This is a genomic window from Bacillus sp. FSL L8-0199, from assembly GCF_038005705.1.
Taxonomy (GTDB): Bacteria; Bacillota; Bacilli; order Bacillales; family Bacillaceae_G; genus Bacillus_A; species Bacillus_A cereus.
Genome location: NZ_JBBOTS010000001.1, coordinates 1,790,017 through 1,809,597, shown reverse-complemented (window position 1 = coordinate 1,809,597; position 19,581 = coordinate 1,790,017). Strand labels below are relative to the sequence as shown.

The following is a 19,581-nucleotide window of genomic DNA, read 5'->3' as shown; positions in this document are numbered from 1 at the left end:
CTGAATTCCTATGTTTTGTTCGCGGATTTGCACGGATACATTTTCAAATACTTGAATATCTTTTATAAAATGTAATAAACTAGATATGACTCTATAGAAGTAAGACGTATTATCTTACATAACAAAACCAATGAAATTGCGAGGAATTTTGAAATGAAAAAAGGTATTAACCGTGTTGTATTAGTAGGAACAGGAGCAGTTGGATGTAGTTATGCTTACTGCATGATTAACCAAGCCGTAGCTGAAGAATTTGTTTTAGTCGATGTAAATGAGGCAAAAGCTGAAGGAGAAGCAATGGATTTAAGTCATGCTGTTCCATTCGCACCAGCTCCAACTAGAGTATGGAAAGGCAGCTACGAAGATTGTAAAGATGCTGACCTTGTAGTTATTACAGCTGGATTACCACAAAAGCCAGGCGAAACACGTTTAGATTTAGTTGAGAAAAACGCCAAAATCTTTAAACAAATCGTTCGCAGTATTATGGATAGCGGATTTGATGGCATCTTCTTAATCGCAACAAACCCTGTAGATATTTTAACTTACGTAACTTGGAAAGAATCTGGTTTACCGAAAGAACGTGTAATCGGTTCTGGTACAACGCTTGATTCTGCTCGTTTCCGCTATATGTTAGGTGAGTACTTCAATATTGGTCCACACAACATTCACGCTTATATTATCGGAGAACACGGCGATACTGAACTTCCAGTTTGGAGCCATGTTTCCGTTGGTATCCAAAAACTACAAACATTGCTTGAAAAAGACAACACGTATAATCAAGAAGATTTAGACAAAATTTTCATAAACGTCCGTGATGCAGCTTACCATATTATTGAGCGTAAAGGCGCAACTTATTATGGTATCGGTATGTCACTTCTACGTGTTACAAAAGCAATTTTAAACGACGAAAATAGTGTATTAACTGTATCAGCTTACTTAGAAGGTCAATACGGTCAAAAAGATGTTTATATCGGGGTACCTGCTGTTTTAAATCGCGGCGGTGTTCGTGAAATTTTAGAGGTTGAATTAAGTGAAGATGAAGAATTAAAATTCGACCACTCTGTTCAAGTATTGAAAGAAACAATGGCTCCGGTTCTTTAATGAAAATAAAAAAGCAATCCAATTTATTTTGGATTGCTTTTTTATTTTCATTATCTCCTATGACTTTTTAGTGATTTTCTATCATTTCTTATTTTTTAGTCTCATCCTCATTATTTATATCAAGTACATCTAATAAAAAGATAAAGATTGGTATCCCGATAATAAGCCCCCATATTCCGAGGAAATGCTCTGAGAAGATAAGAATCATAAATGTGTAGAATATTGGTAAATTTGTTTTTGCAGACATAAACTTCGGATTTAAAAAATAACTTTCAAGAGCATGGATTACTGTTATGAATACGAGTATGTATACTACGTACATAACTCCGCCTACGTTGTAAGCAATGATACAAAGTGGAAACAAAGAAATAATCACACCTGCAACAGGAATCAACCCTAGTAAGAAAATCATAACAGCTAATACAAGTAGCTGTGGAAATCCTAAAACGATTAATGCAATGACAGTAAGAATACAATTTACAACGGCAATTAAAAACTGAGCTTCAATTACTTTGCCGAACGATCTTGCAAATCTTTCACCAAAATATGCAATTTCTTCATAAAAGATTTTTAACTTACTATCTTTAAACTTTGATGTAAATGTAATAATACGCTCTTTTTCTAATAAGAAAAATAAGCTTAAAATTAGAGATAATAATATTTGTAAACTTACCTTCCCTATATTTGCTATTGATTGATATATGACGTCTACACCTTGTTCTATATATTTTGATACTTCCATCCCATTAATTGTCGAAAGTGCATATTTAACGATTTCATTATCAGGTGGATTTTGAAAAAATAGTTTAAATTGATAAATTAATTGTGAAATTTGTATCGTCAGCACAGGTAAATATTTATATAACGTTGTGCCTATAAAGGAAACTAGTATTATATATAAACATGCAATAACAATTTTCCGGTTTACTTTCAATTTTCTTGAAATAAAACGTTGAAATCGATCCATTAAAAACGTCAGTATAAACGTAATTAATATTAAATTAATCATACTTTTTAATGCGTATAATACAAGCGCTACTATTATTAAAACGAGAAACCGTTGAAACCCTCTACTTCGAAAAAAACTCTTTACTTCATTCATTAAGAATTAACCTCCCCCTTCAATGGATGGAAATTGAATATATTACATTTTATGAACTCCTATAGACAATCTTTCTTACTAATTGAGAAGAATCCTTTTTTTCTTTTCATATTGTTAGATTCGTTTAACTAGAATCCACCAACATATTTCGGTGGATTCCAGTTATTTTTCATATAATCTTTTATAAACTAGGTAATTTTCTATTTTTAGACTGCTGTTCATACGCATATCCAATATTGAAAAGCTCTTTTTCACCAAACTGTTTCCCTACAAGCACTACACCGATTGGTTCTCCATTTTTATCATATCCAGCAGGAACCGCTAATTCCGGATAACCAGCTACAGCTGATAGAAGAACTTCATCGTTATTAATCATAACTAGAGCATCCAAACCTTTTTCTACTAAATACCTATCTAGCTCTTTTCTTGCATTTTCTTGACTCGTTTGCACTACGTTTTCAAACTCTTCTTTCGTTATAACAGATTTTTCAGACCCTTCAATTAATGTTTGTCCGTATTTTATTCGTCTTTTACTATCCTTTTTATTAAACGCTATAATCTCTTCTAACGATTTTACCGGTACATTCTTTTGCTGTGAAAGATAGTCGTTTACATTATGCTTGAACTCATATTCTAATGTTTGCAAATTATCTACACCCTCAGTACTTAACTGGATATTATCCGTTAATATCGCACCTGTATCTTGAAGGTCTTTTCTAATTTTTTCTGCTACTACTTTTCTATTTTCATCTTGTTGGTCTACGGAAAAAAGAAGCCCTATCTTTTTCCCTTTTAATCCATCTATTGATAAATCCTTTGTATAATCAATTCTTTCTTTATCTTTCATTTTTTCTGTCATAACATCTTTTTCGTCATAACCTATCATTGCATTAAATAACGTTGCTGCATCTTTTACTGTTCTTGCTATAGGTCCTGCTGTATCAAGAGTTTCAGCTAATGGAATAATTCCTGTTCTACTTACCATACCTAAAGATGGACGTAACCCAACTACTGATTGCTGCGCCGCTGGTGCAACAATCGATCCCGTCGTTTCTGTTCCAATTGCAAGCGGCGCAAAATCTGCTGCAACTACTGTAGCAGATCCTGAACTTGATCCTGAAGTATCGAATGTAATCGGACCGTACGGGTTTAAATTTTGTCCTTTCTTCCCGCTATACCCGCTTGGCATTGTAAAAGATAAATAGTTCGCCCACTCAGACATATTCGCTTTTCCTAAAACAAATGCTCCTTCTTCTTTCAACTGCTTCACAATTGTTGCGTCTTGATCTGCAATCCAATCTTTTAATACATAAGTTCCTGCACTAGTCGGCATCACTTTTTCCGTCTGTACATTATCTTTTACAACGACAGGAATACCATATAAATTCGAATTTTTGTTTCTATCCCGCTCTTGATCTAACTTTCTTGCTTCTTCCATCGCATTAGGATTTATCTCTGTAACAGAATTTAATGTTATTCCATTTTGATCATGTTCTTGTATTCTAAAGAGATAAATACTCGTTAATTCTTCATATGACAACTTTCCATTATCAATCATTTTTTGAAGCTCATCTACAGTCGCATTTACGACTTCTTTTTCTTTTATCTTTACATTTTCTATATTGATTCCTTTAAGCTGATTATGTATCGGTTGTAGCACTCTTTCTTTATCATATACAATACGCTCAGGTTCCTTTGGAAAATAATTTTTATACACGTAATATCCACCGGCACACGCTAATAAGACAATGCCTCCAGTGATAGACAGCGTTACCTTTACCCATTTCTTCATGTTGCTTCCTCCACTCTATAAGATGCTTAGCTATACAAAAAAGAGAGTTACCTTTTACTTAACTCTCTCCAATCAAAATGCTAAATGAAAAAATGAAAGATTTCAATCTAATTACTTCTTTTTTTGCATTTGCTTTGCTAACATTTCTTTCACTTGATTATACGTTAATCCTGAATTTTTATTTAAACGCTTTACTTCCTCAACATCAGTACCTACCACTGTATATTTTTTCTCATCATTCATTTTTCTAATTCCCTTCTCACCGTATTATTTCTTATATTTCTTCCCTAAATGCGCATAAATTAACACCACTACAAAAAAGGAAGCTGTTTTTAAGCACAGCTTCCTTCTCGTTACATATTGTATTTCTTAATAAAATTTCACTACATCTTCAGTAGGCAAGAACGTTCTTTCTGCTGGTTGTTCGTTTGGTTCACCAAATGGCATTTGACCTACTAAGCTCCACTCTGCCGGAATGTTCCAAGTTTCTTTCACTTCAGCATCTACGATTGGGTTGTAATGTTGTAATGACGCCCCAATTCCTTCAGCAGATAATAGCATCCACACAGTATGTTGTAACATCGCATTTCCTTGATGAGACCAGAATGGGAACTGATCTTTATATAATGGTGCATTTTCTTGCATTTTTTCTACAGTTGCTTGATCTTCAAAGAATAGAACTGTTCCTACACCTGCATGAAAACCTTTTAGTCTTTCTACAGTCGCTTCAAAGTTTTCTGCTGGTACACGGGCTCTTAGTGTTTCTTTAACGATATCCCAAAACTTTTCATGCTCTCCATCCATTAATACAACCATACGACCACTTTGCATATTGAAAGATGTTGGTGCGTGTAAAGCTGTTTTTAACACTTCTTCAATTCTTTCTTTCGTAATTGCATCGTTTTTTGCTACTTTACGAATTGAACGACGGTTCACGATTGCTTCTTTTAAGTTTGTTGTAGTTGCTGACATTTTAATTCCTCCAAATGTTTGTTTTATAATTTATTTTGTTATTTCATAACAAGCGAATTAGCAATATCCATCGGTATTACATTGCATACCTTCAAATGAATTTGTTTTATCCTTTTCAATTTCTTTATCAATGACCCTTTCTAGTGTTTCTTTACTAGCAAGCCCTTGAATGACTTCATCTCCAATCATGACAGTTGGAACAGCCATAATATTCGCTTCATCATATGCGTGTTGAATTGCTTCTTGATGCTTTTCTTTATATTTACGAGTTACTAAAGCATCTTTAAATTCCGCCTCAGGAAGTCCTACTTCTACCGCTAATTTTGTTAACACATCAATATCTTCAATGTTTTGCTCTTCTTGGAAAAATGCTGTGAATACGCGGTGATGATACTCATTACCTAGTCCACGTTCTTTCGCAAATTGACATCCTTCGAAAGCTAAATGTGTATATGGATGTGGTGAAACACGTGGCAAGCGCATATCAATTCCTAACTTCTTCGCTGTCGGAAGAATGAAAGCATCCCATGAACCTAATTTTTCTGGCTCATTCCATGGATCTATTTTTGCATATGGACTTGGACGTAATTCAAATGGCATCCATTCAATCTCTACATCTTTCTCTTTCGCTACCTCATCTAATGGACCTTTTGCTAAAAAACAAAACGGACATATAAAATCTGAGTATACTTTCATTTTTACAGTCATAACTTTTACACCTTACCTTTACAGTTGTAATCGAATCAGTTACATTAATGATAAAAAAATATAAATATGATTTAAGCATTCATTTTTTCTTGCAAAGTTTCAAACAACTGCCCCATCGTAATATTTCTCAAAACTTCTTCCATCGCGGATTGTGCTTGAATTAAAATGATTTCTAACACCGCTTGAATATTCGCCCCAATTGGACAATCTGGATTCGGTTGCTCGTGAATATGAAATAGCTTGTCTTCTTCTACTACATTTACTGCATGATACACATCTAACAATGTGATTTCATGTAAATCCTTTAGTAATCCCGCGCCACCCGGTCCACGATTTACGTAAACAAAGCCAGCTTGTTTCAAGTACGACATGATTTTACGAATGACTACTGGATTTGTATTAACACTCTCAGCCATATAGTCTGAAGTACAAAGTGAAGATGGATTGTTTTTCAAAATAGATAAAATATGAACAGCTATGGAAAAGCGGCTACTAATTTTCATCGTAATCACCACCTCGATGTAATCATTATAGTTACAACTAAAAAATAAGTCAATCCTTTTCATAGATTTTTTATAAGTAAATTAAAAAGTGTCCCATTATGATATATGAGACACCTCTTTTTATTCTGCAAATAGCGCTTGAAATTCTTCAATAAATAGCTGTACAGCGATTGAAGAATCCTTTAATGAAGGAACAGCTAAAGCAATTTCTCTCCATACTTGTGGTTCCAATTCTCTCGTTTGCACATTTTTTGGTAAATTCGTTAAAGATAATTCAGCTAATATTGCAATGCCTAATCCTTCTTGAATCATATTTAAAGCTGTAGTAACTGTCGAAATTACATACTCAGCCCGAAGTGGTACGTTTGCTTGTTTAAACATATCAATAATAGGTGGTTCGTATCCGCCCTTACATAATATGATCGGTTCATTCTCTAAATCACTAATTGTAATAGCGTCCTTCTTACAGAGAGGATGATCCTCTCTTAAGATAGCAACCATTTTCCCCTTCGTTAATGGAACAATCTCCATATCTTTATTAGGCAAAATAACAATTCCTATATCAATAACCCTCGATACTAACCAATCTTCAACTTCTTTAATCGTTCCTTCACAAAGAACTACTTCTAAGCTCGGATACTTCTCCTTAAAAAGGTTTATCATTTTGGGTAAGAAATGTGCAGAAGCACTCGGAAAACTACCAATTCGAATCGTCCCAACTTCGTGTCCTTTCTCCATCGCAACTTCTTGTTCAATCTTCTCTACACCGTTCAAAATCTCTCTAATATGTACAAGAATCCTGTTTCCTACATCCGTAACGAGGAGCCCTTTTCGTTTATCACGTATAAGAATAGTAACGCCTAACTCTGACTCAATACTTGAAATCGCATGACTAACAGCTGGCTGCGTCATATTTAATACCCTGGCGGCCTTCGTAAAACTACCTAACTCAACAGTTTTTATTAATACTTGCAGTTGTGTAATGGTCATAACTAATCACTTATACTCCTTATAAAAAAGATTCATTTTATTTATTACAGTCGATATCATATCATAGTGAAATGAATAACAACAAGGAGGTCTTTCAGTGACACAGCTTTCTCGAACTAAGACGGCCATAATCCTTACCTTTCTCGTTTTCATGTGGGGAATCAATTGGCCTTTATCAAAGTTTGCCCTGCATTATACACCACCTGTTTTATTTGCAGGCGTTCGAACTTTAATTGGAGGATTCATTTTACTCCTGTTCGCATTACCGAAATACAAAGAGTTACATTTAAAAGAAACGTGGCATTTATACGTTATTTCTTCTTTACTTAACATCATTATATTTTACGGGTTACAAACTGTCGGCCTTCAATATATGCCTGCTGGGTTATTTTCCGCCATTGTATTTCTACAACCAGTTTTACTCGGTATTTTCTCGTGGATATGGCTTGAAGAATCAATGTACGGCTTGAAAATTTTTGGGCTTGTTCTCGGATTTATTGGTGTAGGTGTTATTAGCTCAAGCAGTTTAACAGGACATATTTCTATTATTGGAATCCTTCTCGCGTTAGGATGCGCTATCGGCTGGGCACTTGGCACAGTATTTATTAAGAAGACTGGTCACCGTGTTAATGCCATTTGGATGGTAACACTTCAGCTTATTATTGGTGGACTTTGCTTAATTGGATTTGGTTCAGAATTTGAAAGCTGGTCTAGTATCGCTTGGAGTATACCATTTGTTAGCGTACTTCTCTTTATTTCATTCTTTGTTATTGCAATGGGGTGGCTTGCATACTTCACACTTGTTGGAGCTGGTGAAGCAAGTAAAGTTGGGGCTTATACATTCCTCATTCCACTAATTGCTATTATTGTAAGTTCAATTTTCTTACATGAGGCCATTACCATTAGCTTATTCATCGGACTATTATTTATTGTTGTGAGTATTTGTTTTGTAAATATAAAACCGAAAACACTTGCTGTAAGGCAGCAAGTTGAATTGAAATAAACGTAAGAAAGAGCCTACTGTTTGCAGGCTCTTTCTTACGTCTTACTTTTTACGACGTACTACAAAAACACACGCACTTACCGACGATACTATCGCAAAAATAGATAAGACAATTGCTATCAATTGCATATTACTAGTACCTTCATTCTTTTCTACACTAGACACTTCACCATGTTCTCCTGTTAATGACGTACCTTTTGCAATTATAGTAAGTGAATGCGGTTTTTCAGCTTTTTCATCGCCTGTCCATTCAACAATTTCTCCATCTTTATATTGTTGATATGCGTCCCAAGCTATTTTTTGCTCTTTATCCGGATTTTTAGCGACGAAAGTAAATCGTTGGAACTGACCGGGTAAAATCCCTTCTCCTGTTGCTTCCCATACTACAGTTTTAACTTTTCCAGCTGTATCTTTTTGCTCCTCAACTTTCCATCCTGGCACTGGTTCATACTGCTGGAACTCTACTCCAGACGGTATTTTCAGTGTAACTTTTGTTGTTGCTACATTTTTTTCAACTGGTACTTTTATCGTATATGTCTCCCAAGAACCAACGTCAGAAGTTGCTGGTTTTACAGTGACGTGCGCACTAACAGGTAACGAAAACATTCCCATTGCAATAATTGTTGCGATCATTGTTGTTCCTAATTTTTTTATACGTTTCATTTTCTATTAGCTCCTTTTCATACATAGCTTCTTTTTATCTGCCACCGACAATAAATTTAAAATCTGTATCGAAACTATCAAGAGATTTTGTTAATCCATGAACATGTATATTCCAGTTTCCTGTCATATTAATATACATACCTTCTGCTTCATATTCTCCTGGTGAAACTACTGAAACTTTAAATGAACCTTTTCCCATGTTCATATCTAATGATTGAGTCGTCAATATCATTTGTTCCATATCAGTAACAGGCTGTCCCTTTTCATCCTTTAGTGTAATATGGAATTTATTTTGTCCTACCTTATTCGGACTTACATTTAGCGTAAGTTCATATCCATTATCTAATTGCTTACTCTCTGTAAAAGGTCCAGTAGGAGGCATCGGTGGTGTTTGTACGTTTGTCATAAAAGCTACGATTACGAAAATGATAATTCCAATGACAAACTCTACTTTCACCGTAGCTCCTAATCCTTGCTGCGCTCGCATTCTCCCTTTCATATAATGAATAATTCCCAATATCCCCATGAAAATGAATAAAAGTATCTTTGTTAATAAAACCAATCCATACTTCGTATCAAATAACGAGTGGATTGTTGGAATAAAAAATGTACTGTTAAAAAGGCCTGTTATTAAAATCACGATGACAGCACCTGTTGCCCACGGTGAAAAACGCTTAATCATATCCCAATACATATGCCACTTGTTATCCTCTTTACGTAAAAGAAGAATAATAGATGATAAACCACCAACCCATAATGAAGCTGCTAATAAATGTAGAAAATCCATAACGACAGCAATGTCTTTAAACTTTAAACCGTATGCGTGACTATTAAAGGCCTTCATAACAAGTAACCCTATAAACAATAGTATTGGAATACTCCATACTTTAAACGACGAAAACTTCTCATGCTTCACCGCAAAATACGTAACAATTATAAGCGTACTAATGAGAACCATTTGAGTAATCCATACATAACCAAAAACAGAAAGCTGTAATGTTTCTTTTAATAGTAAAGGATTGAATGCTTCTATCCATGAAACATCAGCATTTATTTTCGCTTGCAGTGGTAGATTGAATAACAAGCTAATCAATATCCCAAATAAAGAGATCCATATTATGTTCTTACTCCTTGATCGAACCGAGGTTGCATTGCCTTTATACATAATAAGATTAAAGAATAGCACTCCTATAAATAGTGAGAAACTTGTATATAAAATTCCACGTTCCATAATCATATCGATTTGTGGGACGTAACCCATCTCTTCCACTTGTATATCGTCTGTTTCCGCTTCCGCTAATCCAACCCGGAACGGGATAACTCCTTGAATTGGATGTCCATCAGCTGAAATAGCTTTCCACTGAATAGAGTAAAGACCATTTTTGAGATTGTCTTTTAATCCAGCTTCTAATAGCTTTTTATTTTTTTTATCAATATGAGCATCCTTTAAATCGACCCTTTTACCTGATGTATCTCTCACGTACAATGTATTAAAACTTGAAACTTGTATGTCCTCATCGAATTCGATTTTTACAACAGATGGTGCTTTCTTCAATGTTTCATTTTCAGTAGGGTTTGATTTCACAACGTACGCATGAGCAGATGCACTTTGCGGTATCAATATGATAAGCACACACACAAGTAATAACCATGTCCCTAATCTTCTCATTACTTTCACACTCATTTCACTTCTTTCTTCCTCATCGCTCTATTTTCATTACTTTAACTTCCGAAGTTTGATTCTCGGGCGAAATATTAACCTGATTAAATATAAACTTCTATAAAGTATAACTCTTATTTCTCTTCCACCTCTAAACTTCTAATATAATAGTAACTATCACTATAGATACAACTTACATTTTTAAAGTCGATTGTTATTATATCATAAAATATATTTATGTAAGTTATCAAAGAAGAAAAGTTATCGTGAATCATTTGTGAAGAAAATGTGAAATGCATAAATAAAAAGGTGTTACGTAATAACGTAACACCTTTTTAAAAATATCCTTCTTCTATTGCTCTTCCGGATAATCACAATACTCGATAATCGTTCCTTCTGTATCCGCTGGGTTAAGATATATTAATCTTCTACCGTGCTTATTAATGCGTAGTGTATGCTCTAATGTCCGAATACCTTGTTCTTTTAACTCTTCTAGAGCCACATCTAAATCATCGACACGATACGCAACGTGATGAACACCTTTACCTTTTTGTTTAATAAAACGGGCAATTGGAGATGTTGTATTATTTGTCGGTGCAAGTAATTCAATTCTATCTCCAGCCACTTCAAGAATGGCTACTTCACTTTCCACACCAGGAGCTTCACTTACGTAACGATCTATTAAAGTTCCTATTAACACATTTTCATAAAAACGTATCGTACTATCTATATCTCGAACTGCGATTCCGATATGATCAATTGTTTTTTTCATTTTATTTCCCCTACTACTTTATTTTTTCTCATTATTAATAGTAACAAAAAAAGCTATAGAAACAAGTCTATAACTTTTTTTATTTAACCTATTTTCTTATCCGCTCTAGTTGCTGGTTGAACTTGGTTTTTCACTTTTAAAATGCTAATGCCATATCCGATAAATCCACCGATAATCGCTGGGAAGATCCAGCCTAATCCTACTTCCTGCATCGGAAGGAATTTAGTGAACACTTGGCTTACTACTTCAATGTTAACTCCAGCTGCACTTAATCCATCAAATAAGCTGATGATAAATGTTACGATTAAGCTTACTTGATAAACTTCAGCTCTTCCTTTAAATAATGAATGGAAGAATGTTAAGAAAATCAATACGATTGCTAGTGGATAAATTGCTGTTAATACTGGAACAGAAACTGCGATCAATTGTGTTAATCCTACGTTTGCAACAATTGCACTAAATACACATAGCGTAATTGCAATTGCTTTGTAAGGAACATTTGGGAATAACTTATGGAAGAATGAAGAACATGCTGATACAAGTCCCACACTAGTTGTTAAACAAGCTACTGTAATCATTAATCCTAATAATACTCCGCCATATGATCCGAAATAGTAGTTAGAAACTTTCGCTAATACTTCTCCGCCGTTCTCTAAATGTCCAAGCTTTGCAACACTTGAAGCACCCATATAAGAAAGTGCTGTATAGATAATTGCTAAAATAGATGCTGCAATAATTGTCGCTTTTGCACAAACGACCATAATTTGTGTTTTCGTTTTCGCACCTTTTTCTTTAATAGCATTGATAATGATAATCCCGAATACAAATGATGCTAGCGTATCCATCGTTAAGTATCCTTCTTGGAATCCTTTAAAGAATGCATGTGATGTATAAGCTTCCACTGGTGCTTGCATATCTCCAATCGGATGTATAAAAGCAACGATTACTAAAATACCGATGAAAGTCAACTTAATTGGCGTTAAGATTTTTCCAACAATATCGACAATTTTCGCGGGATTTAGCGAAAAAAAACAAGTGATACTAAAGAATATAATTGTGAAAAGAATTAAAGGTGTAGAACCTACTCCTTCTGGCATAAACGGCTTAAGACCAATTTCATAAGAAACATTTCCTGTTCTTGGTATTGCAAATAACGGACCAATCGCTAAGTATAAAACTGTTGTAAACACAATCCCAAACACTGGGTGAGCACGACTAGCTAACGACTGCAAATCATCTTTACCTGAAAAACCAAATGCTAGTACACCTAGTAATGGTAATCCAACACCAGTTACTAAAAATCCAGCGTTAGCAATCCATACATTCTCTCCAGCTGATTGACCAAGCATCGCTGGAAAAATTAAATTTCCCGCTCCAAAAAATAGTGCAAATAACATTAATCCAATAACTACTATGAACGAAAACGGTACTTTATTCGCCATAATATAACCCCCATTCAAGTTTCCTTATCTCATTTTCCAATTTTAACTAATTGAATTTTCTGAATATTTAATTTAAGTATCAACTATTCTTGAATTCATTATAGTTTGCTATATAATATTTTGCAATACTATTTTCGAACTTTTCTTTTATTTTATAAATATACATTTTTTAACATGAAAAATAGACTAAAAAACCAACATAGTCATCCATGTTGGTTTTTCCATTTACTATCATGAATTAAAATTTTGCTGCTACTTTTTTAACGTTTTCTAGACCTTCTTCAACAATTTGTTGTGAACGATCTGGATATTGATTGTGTCCTTCAATTACAACTGTCTCTGGATTTGTAATTCCCCAGAATCCAAGTACAGTTGTTACGTAATTAACTGCCATTTCCATAGGAGCCATTTGCTCTGAAGAGTAATCTGAACCACGAGCACCTAACACAACGACTTTCTTACCACCAACTAAACCTTCTGGGCCATTTGCTGTATATTTAAACGTTTTTCCAGCTTGAGATAAGTATGAAATATATGTGATTAATGGTGCTGGTACTGTAAAGTTCCATAATGGGAATGCAAATACAACCTTATCAGCTTCTAAAAATTGATTTAAATATTGATCTACTGTAGCAACTGCCTTCTCTTCTTCAGCTGTTAACTCCATACCTTGGCTACGTTTATATCCACCTGAAATCGCAATATTTCCGTAATAAGGAAGATCTAATGCAAATAAATCTAATTCCGTAATTTCTGTATTTGGATTTGCTTCTTTATAAGTACTTACAAATGTTTCATACATTTTTGAACTAACTGCTTGCTCCGCTGGACGATCGTTTGCTTTTACAAATAATACTTTCGACATTTTTTTATTCCCCTCTACAGTCGTATTTTCTTCTTTTTTACCAAATAATGAGCTAAATAGTCCCATTTTCTTCACCTAATCTTTCTTTTCATATTCATTATTCATCATCATAAAAATTCTTATTCTAAGAAAAAGTTCCAATAGATACCTTAAGTTACGCCATTGCAACTTTTTGTTATTTAATTACCTTATGTAAGTGATTGTAATATAGCCACTTACTTTAGTCAAGTAACTTTTAATGAAAAATAAAATCTCGACTTAAAAATATTAAGCGAGATACAATTGAACACCAAATACATCTTTATTACTTGTATAATAAACTTAGAGAGGAAAATTCATATATAGAAAGGATTTATTCATGAGCACTATAGAAAAGATTCAAACTTTTATTATTCTTTTTGCTGTTACATGCGGCATCGTACTCGGACAATTTAATATGATACATACGTATTCAGACAAATTTATTGTCCCCTTCTTATTCTTCATGCTATATGGATTATTCCTCAGCATCCCATTAAAAGAAATAAAAAAAGGATTTCGCAATTTAAAATTTGCTGGAACAAGTCTTACTATTAACTTCTTATGGACACCTTTACTCGCTTGGGGGTTAGGGGCACTATTTCTTTCCGATCATCCAGCACTTTGGGTTGGATTTATAATGTTAATGGTTACTCCATGTACAGATTGGTACTTAATCTTTACTGAAATAGCGAAAGGTAATGTAGCACTTTCTACTGCAATTTTACCTGTAAATTTAATTTTGCAAGTACTGCTCCTTCCCATTTATTTATTTTTATTTGCTGGTGTCATCAAAACTGTAGCGGTTTCTGTTTTAGTAGAAAGTATTGTTATCGTAATCGTCTTACCATTTATACTTGCACACGCTACAAAATTCATTATGAATAAAATGAAAAAAGCTGAACCTCTCGAGAATAAACTCATTCCGTTTTTTAGCTCTGCTCAAATTGTATTTTTAAGTTTAGCAATAGTAGCGATGTTTGCATCACAAGGTAAATATTTACTACAAAATATGAATGTTGTTTTATTATTACTCGTTCCTGTTCTATTGTTCTTCATCATTAATTTTTTACTAGGACAATTTATCGGGCGCATGATGCATTTATCTTACAAAGATACAGTAAGTCTAAGCTTAACAACGTTAGCAAGAAACTCACCTGTTGCACTCGCTATCGCTGTGACCGCTTTTCCAGACGAACCTCTTATCGCACTTGCACTCGTTATTGGACCATTGATTGAGTTACCGGTACTAGCTTGTGTGTCACAAGTCTTGTTGCTTATTAAGAAAAAACGGCAATATGCATAATAAAAAACGTCCCATTTTGGGACGTTTTTTATTATGGAAAGATTACATACAACACTTACTTCTTATTTATCAATACAAATGAAATTACCGAAACTACAAACGTAATAATATCCATTATAAATCGATGGGCTCTAAAAATGTTATATGTTATAGAGAATTAACTTTTCGTTACATTAACAGATCCTTTCTAATTAAAAATGATAGGAAACGTAAATATAACGAAAGCTGCCCAAAGTCCGTATATTGGCAAATACTTCGTAACGGCATCTTGGATAGCTTTTGGTCCTGATTTATTTTGCAAGAAACGCATATAGGAAAACATAATCCAAATTAGATTTGCCCAGATCAGTATGTTTACACCTAAAACAGCTAGTCTATTAGGTGTAATCCCGTAAGAAGAAAGTCTAAATACGATGGCTGACAATGCAACAGTATCAATAATAAGTGCCAAAACAATTAAGGAAAAATTTATATAATCTGAAATGTTCTTTTTCTCGTCCGAGTCACTCTCAACGATAGAAAATATAGTAACAGCCAATACACCAAGCAGTATTCCGTTGAAGGCCATTAGGAAATTGCGATCCAAGAATGGATTTTTCCCGACCCAAATTACCGTTATAAGATAGATAAGCAAGGTGATCAGGACGAGAGGACTAAAAATTTTAGATATGTATGGTGTAATATTTTTAGCAAGCTTAAGATTCATTGATACTAAGTATGCAGTCACAATAGCGAGAGCGGCTGCTCCAAATAAAACAACATTACTAAAATAGAACTCTCCTATATCTAAGTCAACAAAGCTAAATAAACGCATGGTGAATACCGCTAGTATCATTCCGCTCACTGCCATGCTCCCGTAGAGAAGACAATATTCTAAATTAAATTTAATATAGGCTAATCTTGTACTGCCTTTTGAATATTCATTTCCTGTAAACGCAAGCCCTACTAAGACCCATAAAAATATAGGAAGATGTAAATAAGCAAGTATGGTACTGTCTTTATAATTTATTGGCAACGTATTAAGATACACCCCGGAAACTAGGAATAACGCTATAAGGGAATAAATAATACTTTTTTTCGGCTTATTATTGTAAACAAAATAAGCAGCAATAAAGGGAATTACACCAAAAGCCAAGTTTATTGGAGCAATTGCTTCCTGCTCAACAAAGTGGAAAATGATCCTGGTGCTTATGCCGGCCAGAATAGCTAAAAGGCCCATGAATAAGAAACCTTTTTGAAACAAAGATGTTTTTTCTTTATTTACTTTCTCCTTGAAATGCAACCTTTCATACCAAGCACCTAGAATTTGAGAATCAGGGTTTTGGTCCCATGCTTGTGAGAATGCTTTTTTAAAAGCTTTCGGATCTTTTCTATACATCTTCTCCAACTCATGGGGGTTATCCATATTTTTAACAATCAAATTGTTACTGTTCATAGTTATACCTCCTCTAATTTTAAAATAAGGTTGTTACCTTTTAACAAAAGCACCTCACTCATTTATTATGATTTTGATTTTAATACAAAATTTATCGTTTTACAATAAAAAATTATTATTTAAAGGATTTTTTTTATCGTTAAATTTTATATCAAAGAAAAACAAAAGAGCATGACAATTTTATGTCATGCTCTTTTAACAAATTAATTCTCAAATACAAAATTAATCTTATTATCTTTCCACTCTAATTTCGCATCAAACGTTTTCTCGCCCTTTTTAAAGCCTTTAATTAAATCAGTCTTTTCACCTTTTAAGAGCTTTGTCATATTCTTTTGCGAAATTGTTTTACTTAATATCTTCTTTGAAATGGTGAAATCACATTGCGTTGTATTATAGTTAGAACAACCGTAAAACGTTGACTTATCAATTACATCGCCATCACATTTTTTACAGCTACCAACCTTTTTACCCGTTGTAAATTTCGATCCTTTTCGTTCAATCGATTCAACATGTAGTCCCGTGAAATCCCACTTCTCAGACATTTCCACTGCGTCTTCAATAATTTTAGCTGATAGCTTTTTCGTCTGTTCCATAAAAGTTGCTGGTGAAGCTGTACCTTCACCAATTTCCGCAAGACGTTGTTCCCATTTCGCAGTCATTTCCGGTGAAGCTAGTATTTTGTCACCAATTGCGGTAATTAATACTTTTCCTTTATCAGTCGCATACACTTGGTTTTTCTTTACATCTATATATTTACGGTCTTTCAGCATCGTAATAATCCCTGCGCGGGTCGCTTCCGTACCTAAACCTTCTGTTTTCTTCAATACCTTCTCTAGCTCTTCATTCTCTAAATACTTACCAGCTGTTTTCATTAACGTAATAAGTTGTCCTTCTGTATAACGCTTCGGTGGCTGTGTTTTTCCTTCTTTCACTTTCACCTTTACAACTTTTCCTTCTTCACCTTCAGCTACAATTGGAAGAATGGTTTCGTCATCTTTATCGTCTTGGAAAATAACTTTACGCCAACCTTCTTGAATTTGCTGTTTTCCTTTTGAAATGAATTCAGCACGTTCATCTACAAGCGTTACAATCGTTGTATAGTCAAAGATTGCAACTTCATAATGAGCTGCAATAAGCCTTCTTACGATCATATCGTATATTTTCTTTTCATCACCTGATAGTCTGCTTGGGTTTGTAACTTGCTCTGTCGGAATAATCGCGTAGTGATCTGTTACTTTCTTTTCATTTACATAACGCTTATTGTTCATAATGGATTCAACCGGAGCCGGTAATAAACCTTTATATTCATCAAACTGACTTAACTTCTGTAAAATATCAGGGAACGTCGCTGCTTCTCCTTGAGTAACATAGTTAGAATCTGAACGTGGATAAGAAACAATCCCTTTTTGATAGAGTGCTTGCGTTATATCAAGCGTCTTTTTCGGTGAAAACTTAAAGGCTTTATTTGCCGTTGCTTGCAGTGATGATAAGTTGAATAAAAGCGGCGGCTGAAACTCTTTACGCTCCGTTTTCATTTCCTTCACAACAGCCGGTTTCCCTTGGCAAAATGCCGCAATTTTATTCGCCATATCAGGGTCTTTTAAGCGGGATTCATTATCCTTCTCCCATTTCCCGTCATATTTCTTTCCTTCTATATTAAAGGTTGCAAACACTTCCCAGAAAGGCTCTGACTTAAAGTTTTCAATTTCTTTCTCACGCTTTACAATCAATGCTAACGTTGGTGTTTGGACACGACCAGCAGAAAATACATCATTCATTCCTTTTTTCTTTAGCAAAATACTAAACACACGTGATGCATTCATACCAACAACCCAGTCAGCACAAGATCTTGTGTATGCTTCGTAATACGTATTAATTGTATCTGATTCGTCAAGTAAATTTTTAAACCCTTGATAAATAGCTTGCTTCGTTAAAGACGAAATCCATAGACGCTTCATCGGCTTTTGCACGTTACAAAGATTAATAATATTTCGTACGATTAGTTCCCCTTCACGCCCAGCATCGCCTGCGTGAATAATTTCTGTTACCTGTGGATTATGTAACAGCTGTTTCACAACGTTAAATTGCTTATACTTTGACTTTGTTACTTCAAATTGAAAACGCTCTGGAATCATCGGTAATGTATTAAGTGACCATTTTTTCCACTCTGCGTGATAATGCTCTGGATTACATAACTGCGTCAAATGACCAATTGCCCATGTACAGTACGCTCCATTTGGAAATAACTCATTCGCTTCTACCTCTAAATATCCATCTTTCCGGCGATATTTAAACTGTGAAACAAGAGCCAACCCTTGATCTGGTTTCTCGGCAATAATTAATTTCATTTTATAACTCCCTATCTGTATTCCAGTGTTACTTTCATTGTCTATATGTTTAGAAGCGATGATAAAACAACAATCTTATTTATCATTCGCGGTTTGTCTCGCAAATGGGAGACCTATAATATTATACGCTTATTCTTTATGGCTTCACAATAGAAACTCATAATATAAAAATTTCTTTCACATGCTTACAATTAAAAAAGACGCCCTAAAAAATCAAGCGTTCCTTTGCTTACATCTATGAAATTGTGCAGATATAAATTATCATAAGTACACATATGATGAAATGAACGATAGGACAAGGAGGTATCATAATGTTTGCTTATACGTTAACTGCCCTAACACTTTGCTGTACCTCAATTCTTATTGCATCCAATATTTCTAAACGTAAGGGTACCCTAATGGAGTATATGGTATTTATTATGTCTTTTAGTATGAGTATCGGTTTAAGTATTGGTTTTTACTTAGGCATTCATTCTCTTTAAGGGGGAATTACTATATTCTACTTTACTTGCTATTTTAATTAGTGGTTTTATCGGTTTTTTAGTGGGTCTACGTTTTCACCTATATACTGCTTTAGAAGGAATGTTCTCTGGATTAATGGCAAGTATGATGGGAGCAATGATTACAGAAATGTTAAACGCTCAACAAGCTCATAGTATATTGTTCATTAGCCTTTTACTTACTATAACGATTACTATGTCCTGTGTGATTCAATTGTTATCGGAGAACTTTTCTACTTTTATCCAACAGCGTTTTTTGTTATTCCTTTCAATTAGTGTAGTAATTATCGTTGCCGTATTCGCGACATTCCCAGATCATACTCCTGCACCTTCACCTGGGCATAATCAACATATACATTAGTACTTGCAACAAAAATGAATAAGCAGCTATCCATAGGATAACT

17 protein-coding genes and 1 pseudogene are annotated in these 19,581 nt (G+C 34.3%); 4 read left to right on the top strand and 14 right to left on the bottom strand.

Annotated elements, in window-relative coordinates:
* Positions 1-153 precede the first annotated feature (153 nt).
* On the top strand, positions 154-1,098 hold the full coding sequence (locus tag NST86_RS09425; protein ID WP_000715326.1) for an L-lactate dehydrogenase: 945 nt from the start codon (positions 154-156) through the stop codon (positions 1,096-1,098).
* 88 nt (positions 1,099-1,186) lie between these two features.
* Here the strand turns inward: NST86_RS09425 and NST86_RS09420 are convergent, their stop codons facing one another.
* The 7 genes from NST86_RS09420 to NST86_RS09390 form a co-directional block, all read right to left on the bottom strand.
* Complete coding sequence (locus NST86_RS09420) at positions 1,187-2,200, bottom strand: AI-2E family transporter (RefSeq protein ID WP_001006598.1); 1,014 nt, start codon at positions 2,198-2,200, stop codon at positions 1,187-1,189.
* Positions 2,201-2,381: 181 nt separating this feature from the next.
* The gene (locus NST86_RS09415; protein WP_086424366.1) at positions 2,382-3,992 is read right to left on the bottom strand and encodes an amidase family protein; all 1,611 of its coding nucleotides are present in this window, start codon (positions 3,990-3,992) and stop codon (positions 2,382-2,384) included.
* Between the two features lie 111 nt (positions 3,993-4,103).
* Positions 4,104-4,235 (bottom strand): hypothetical protein, encoded by a 132-nt coding sequence (locus tag NST86_RS09410; protein ID WP_000997344.1) that lies wholly within the window; start codon positions 4,233-4,235, stop codon positions 4,104-4,106.
* 126 nt (positions 4,236-4,361) lie between these two features.
* Positions 4,362-4,964: a nitroreductase family protein gene (locus tag NST86_RS09405; protein ID WP_001277011.1), complete on the bottom strand. Its 603-nt coding sequence runs from the start codon at positions 4,962-4,964 to the stop codon at positions 4,362-4,364.
* A gap of 57 nt (positions 4,965-5,021) precedes the next feature.
* A complete protein-coding gene (locus NST86_RS09400) occupies positions 5,022-5,672 on the bottom strand; it encodes a DsbA family oxidoreductase (protein ID WP_016117599.1) in 651 nt (216 codons plus the stop codon).
* Between the two features lie 71 nt (positions 5,673-5,743).
* Positions 5,744-6,175 carry an Rrf2 family transcriptional regulator gene (locus NST86_RS09395; protein ID WP_000704073.1) on the bottom strand — a complete coding sequence of 144 codons (432 nt, stop codon included), beginning with the start codon at positions 6,173-6,175 and terminating at the stop codon, positions 5,744-5,746.
* Positions 6,176-6,295: 120 nt separating this feature from the next.
* Positions 6,296-7,165 carry a LysR family transcriptional regulator gene (locus NST86_RS09390; RefSeq protein WP_086424367.1) on the bottom strand — a complete coding sequence of 290 codons (870 nt, stop codon included), beginning with the start codon at positions 7,163-7,165 and terminating at the stop codon, positions 6,296-6,298.
* Positions 7,166-7,262: 97 nt separating this feature from the next.
* Here NST86_RS09390 and NST86_RS09385 point away from each other — a divergent pair, with 97 nt between their 5' ends.
* Positions 7,263-8,168: a DMT family transporter gene (locus tag NST86_RS09385; protein WP_016117597.1), complete on the top strand. Its 906-nt coding sequence runs from the start codon at positions 7,263-7,265 to the stop codon at positions 8,166-8,168.
* Between the two features lie 42 nt (positions 8,169-8,210).
* Here NST86_RS09385 and NST86_RS09380 read toward each other — a convergent pair whose 3' ends face one another.
* The 5 genes from NST86_RS09380 to NST86_RS09360 form a co-directional block, all read right to left on the bottom strand.
* Positions 8,211-8,831, bottom strand: coding sequence for a YcnI family copper-binding membrane protein (locus tag NST86_RS09380; RefSeq protein WP_074624961.1), 621 nt, complete (start codon positions 8,829-8,831; stop codon positions 8,211-8,213).
* A gap of 34 nt (positions 8,832-8,865) precedes the next feature.
* On the bottom strand, positions 8,866-10,515 hold the full coding sequence (locus tag NST86_RS09375) for a copper resistance CopC/CopD family protein (protein WP_140159135.1): 1,650 nt from the start codon (positions 10,513-10,515) through the stop codon (positions 8,866-8,868).
* A gap of 328 nt (positions 10,516-10,843) precedes the next feature.
* Entirely contained in the window at positions 10,844-11,263 is a 420-nt protein-coding gene (locus NST86_RS09370; protein ID WP_086424368.1) for a VOC family protein, read from the bottom strand.
* Between the two features lie 83 nt (positions 11,264-11,346).
* Positions 11,347-12,705 carry a branched-chain amino acid transport system II carrier protein gene (gene brnQ, locus NST86_RS09365; protein ID WP_001284783.1) on the bottom strand — a complete coding sequence of 453 codons (1,359 nt, stop codon included), beginning with the start codon at positions 12,703-12,705 and terminating at the stop codon, positions 11,347-11,349.
* 238 nt (positions 12,706-12,943) lie between these two features.
* Complete coding sequence (locus tag NST86_RS09360) at positions 12,944-13,636, bottom strand: FMN-dependent NADH-azoreductase (protein ID WP_000522529.1); 693 nt, start codon at positions 13,634-13,636, stop codon at positions 12,944-12,946.
* A gap of 292 nt (positions 13,637-13,928) precedes the next feature.
* Here NST86_RS09360 and NST86_RS09355 point away from each other — a divergent pair, with 292 nt between their 5' ends.
* A complete protein-coding gene (locus NST86_RS09355) occupies positions 13,929-14,894 on the top strand; it encodes an arsenic resistance protein (RefSeq protein WP_086424369.1) in 966 nt (321 codons plus the stop codon).
* 187 nt (positions 14,895-15,081) lie between these two features.
* On the opposite strand, the gene NST86_RS09350 is transcribed toward NST86_RS09355, so the two are convergent.
* Positions 15,082-16,329: a DUF4153 domain-containing protein gene (locus tag NST86_RS09350; RefSeq protein WP_001087658.1), complete on the bottom strand. Its 1,248-nt coding sequence runs from the start codon at positions 16,327-16,329 to the stop codon at positions 15,082-15,084.
* Positions 16,330-16,532: 203 nt separating this feature from the next.
* Positions 16,533-18,677: a DNA topoisomerase III gene (topB, locus tag NST86_RS09345; protein WP_000766771.1), complete on the bottom strand. Its 2,145-nt coding sequence runs from the start codon at positions 18,675-18,677 to the stop codon at positions 16,533-16,535.
* Positions 18,678-18,988: 311 nt separating this feature from the next.
* Between topB and NST86_RS09340 the strand changes: the two are divergent.
* Positions 18,989-19,538 (top strand): annotated as a pseudogene (locus NST86_RS09340) (hypothetical protein).
* Positions 19,539-19,581 lie beyond the last annotated feature (43 nt).

Excerpts from the sequence above, each read along its gene's own strand:
- NST86_RS09425 (WP_000715326.1), top strand. The coding sequence starts at position 154 with ATGAAAAAAGGTATTAACCGTGTTGTATTAGTAGGAACAGGAGCAGTT.
- NST86_RS09420 (WP_001006598.1), bottom strand. The coding sequence starts at position 2,200 with ATGAATGAAGTAAAGAGTTTTTTTCGAAGTAGAGGGTTTCAACGGTTT.
- NST86_RS09415 (WP_086424366.1), bottom strand. The coding sequence starts at position 3,992 with ATGAAGAAATGGGTAAAGGTAACGCTGTCTATCACTGGAGGCATTGTC.
- NST86_RS09410 (WP_000997344.1), bottom strand. The coding sequence starts at position 4,235 with ATGAATGATGAGAAAAAATATACAGTGGTAGGTACTGATGTTGAGGAA.
- NST86_RS09405 (WP_001277011.1), bottom strand. The coding sequence starts at position 4,964 with ATGTCAGCAACTACAACAAACTTAAAAGAAGCAATCGTGAACCGTCGT.
- NST86_RS09400 (WP_016117599.1), bottom strand. The coding sequence starts at position 5,672 with ATGACTGTAAAAATGAAAGTATACTCAGATTTTATATGTCCGTTTTGT.
- NST86_RS09395 (WP_000704073.1), bottom strand. The coding sequence starts at position 6,175 with ATGAAAATTAGTAGCCGCTTTTCCATAGCTGTTCATATTTTATCTATT.
- NST86_RS09390 (WP_086424367.1), bottom strand. The coding sequence starts at position 7,165 with ATGACCATTACACAACTGCAAGTATTAATAAAAACTGTTGAGTTAGGT.
- NST86_RS09380 (WP_074624961.1), bottom strand. The coding sequence starts at position 8,831 with ATGAAACGTATAAAAAAATTAGGAACAACAATGATCGCAACAATTATT.
- NST86_RS09375 (WP_140159135.1), bottom strand. The coding sequence starts at position 10,515 with ATGAGTGTGAAAGTAATGAGAAGATTAGGGACATGGTTATTACTTGTG.
- NST86_RS09370 (WP_086424368.1), bottom strand. The coding sequence starts at position 11,263 with ATGAAAAAAACAATTGATCATATCGGAATCGCAGTTCGAGATATAGAT.
- brnQ (WP_001284783.1), bottom strand. The coding sequence starts at position 12,705 with ATGGCGAATAAAGTACCGTTTTCGTTCATAGTAGTTATTGGATTAATG.
- NST86_RS09360 (WP_000522529.1), bottom strand. The coding sequence starts at position 13,636 with ATGGGACTATTTAGCTCATTATTTGGTAAAAAAGAAGAAAATACGACT.
- NST86_RS09355 (WP_086424369.1), top strand. The coding sequence starts at position 13,929 with ATGAGCACTATAGAAAAGATTCAAACTTTTATTATTCTTTTTGCTGTT.
- NST86_RS09350 (WP_001087658.1), bottom strand. The coding sequence starts at position 16,329 with ATGAACAGTAACAATTTGATTGTTAAAAATATGGATAACCCCCATGAG.
- topB (WP_000766771.1), bottom strand. The coding sequence starts at position 18,677 with ATGAAATTAATTATTGCCGAGAAACCAGATCAAGGGTTGGCTCTTGTT.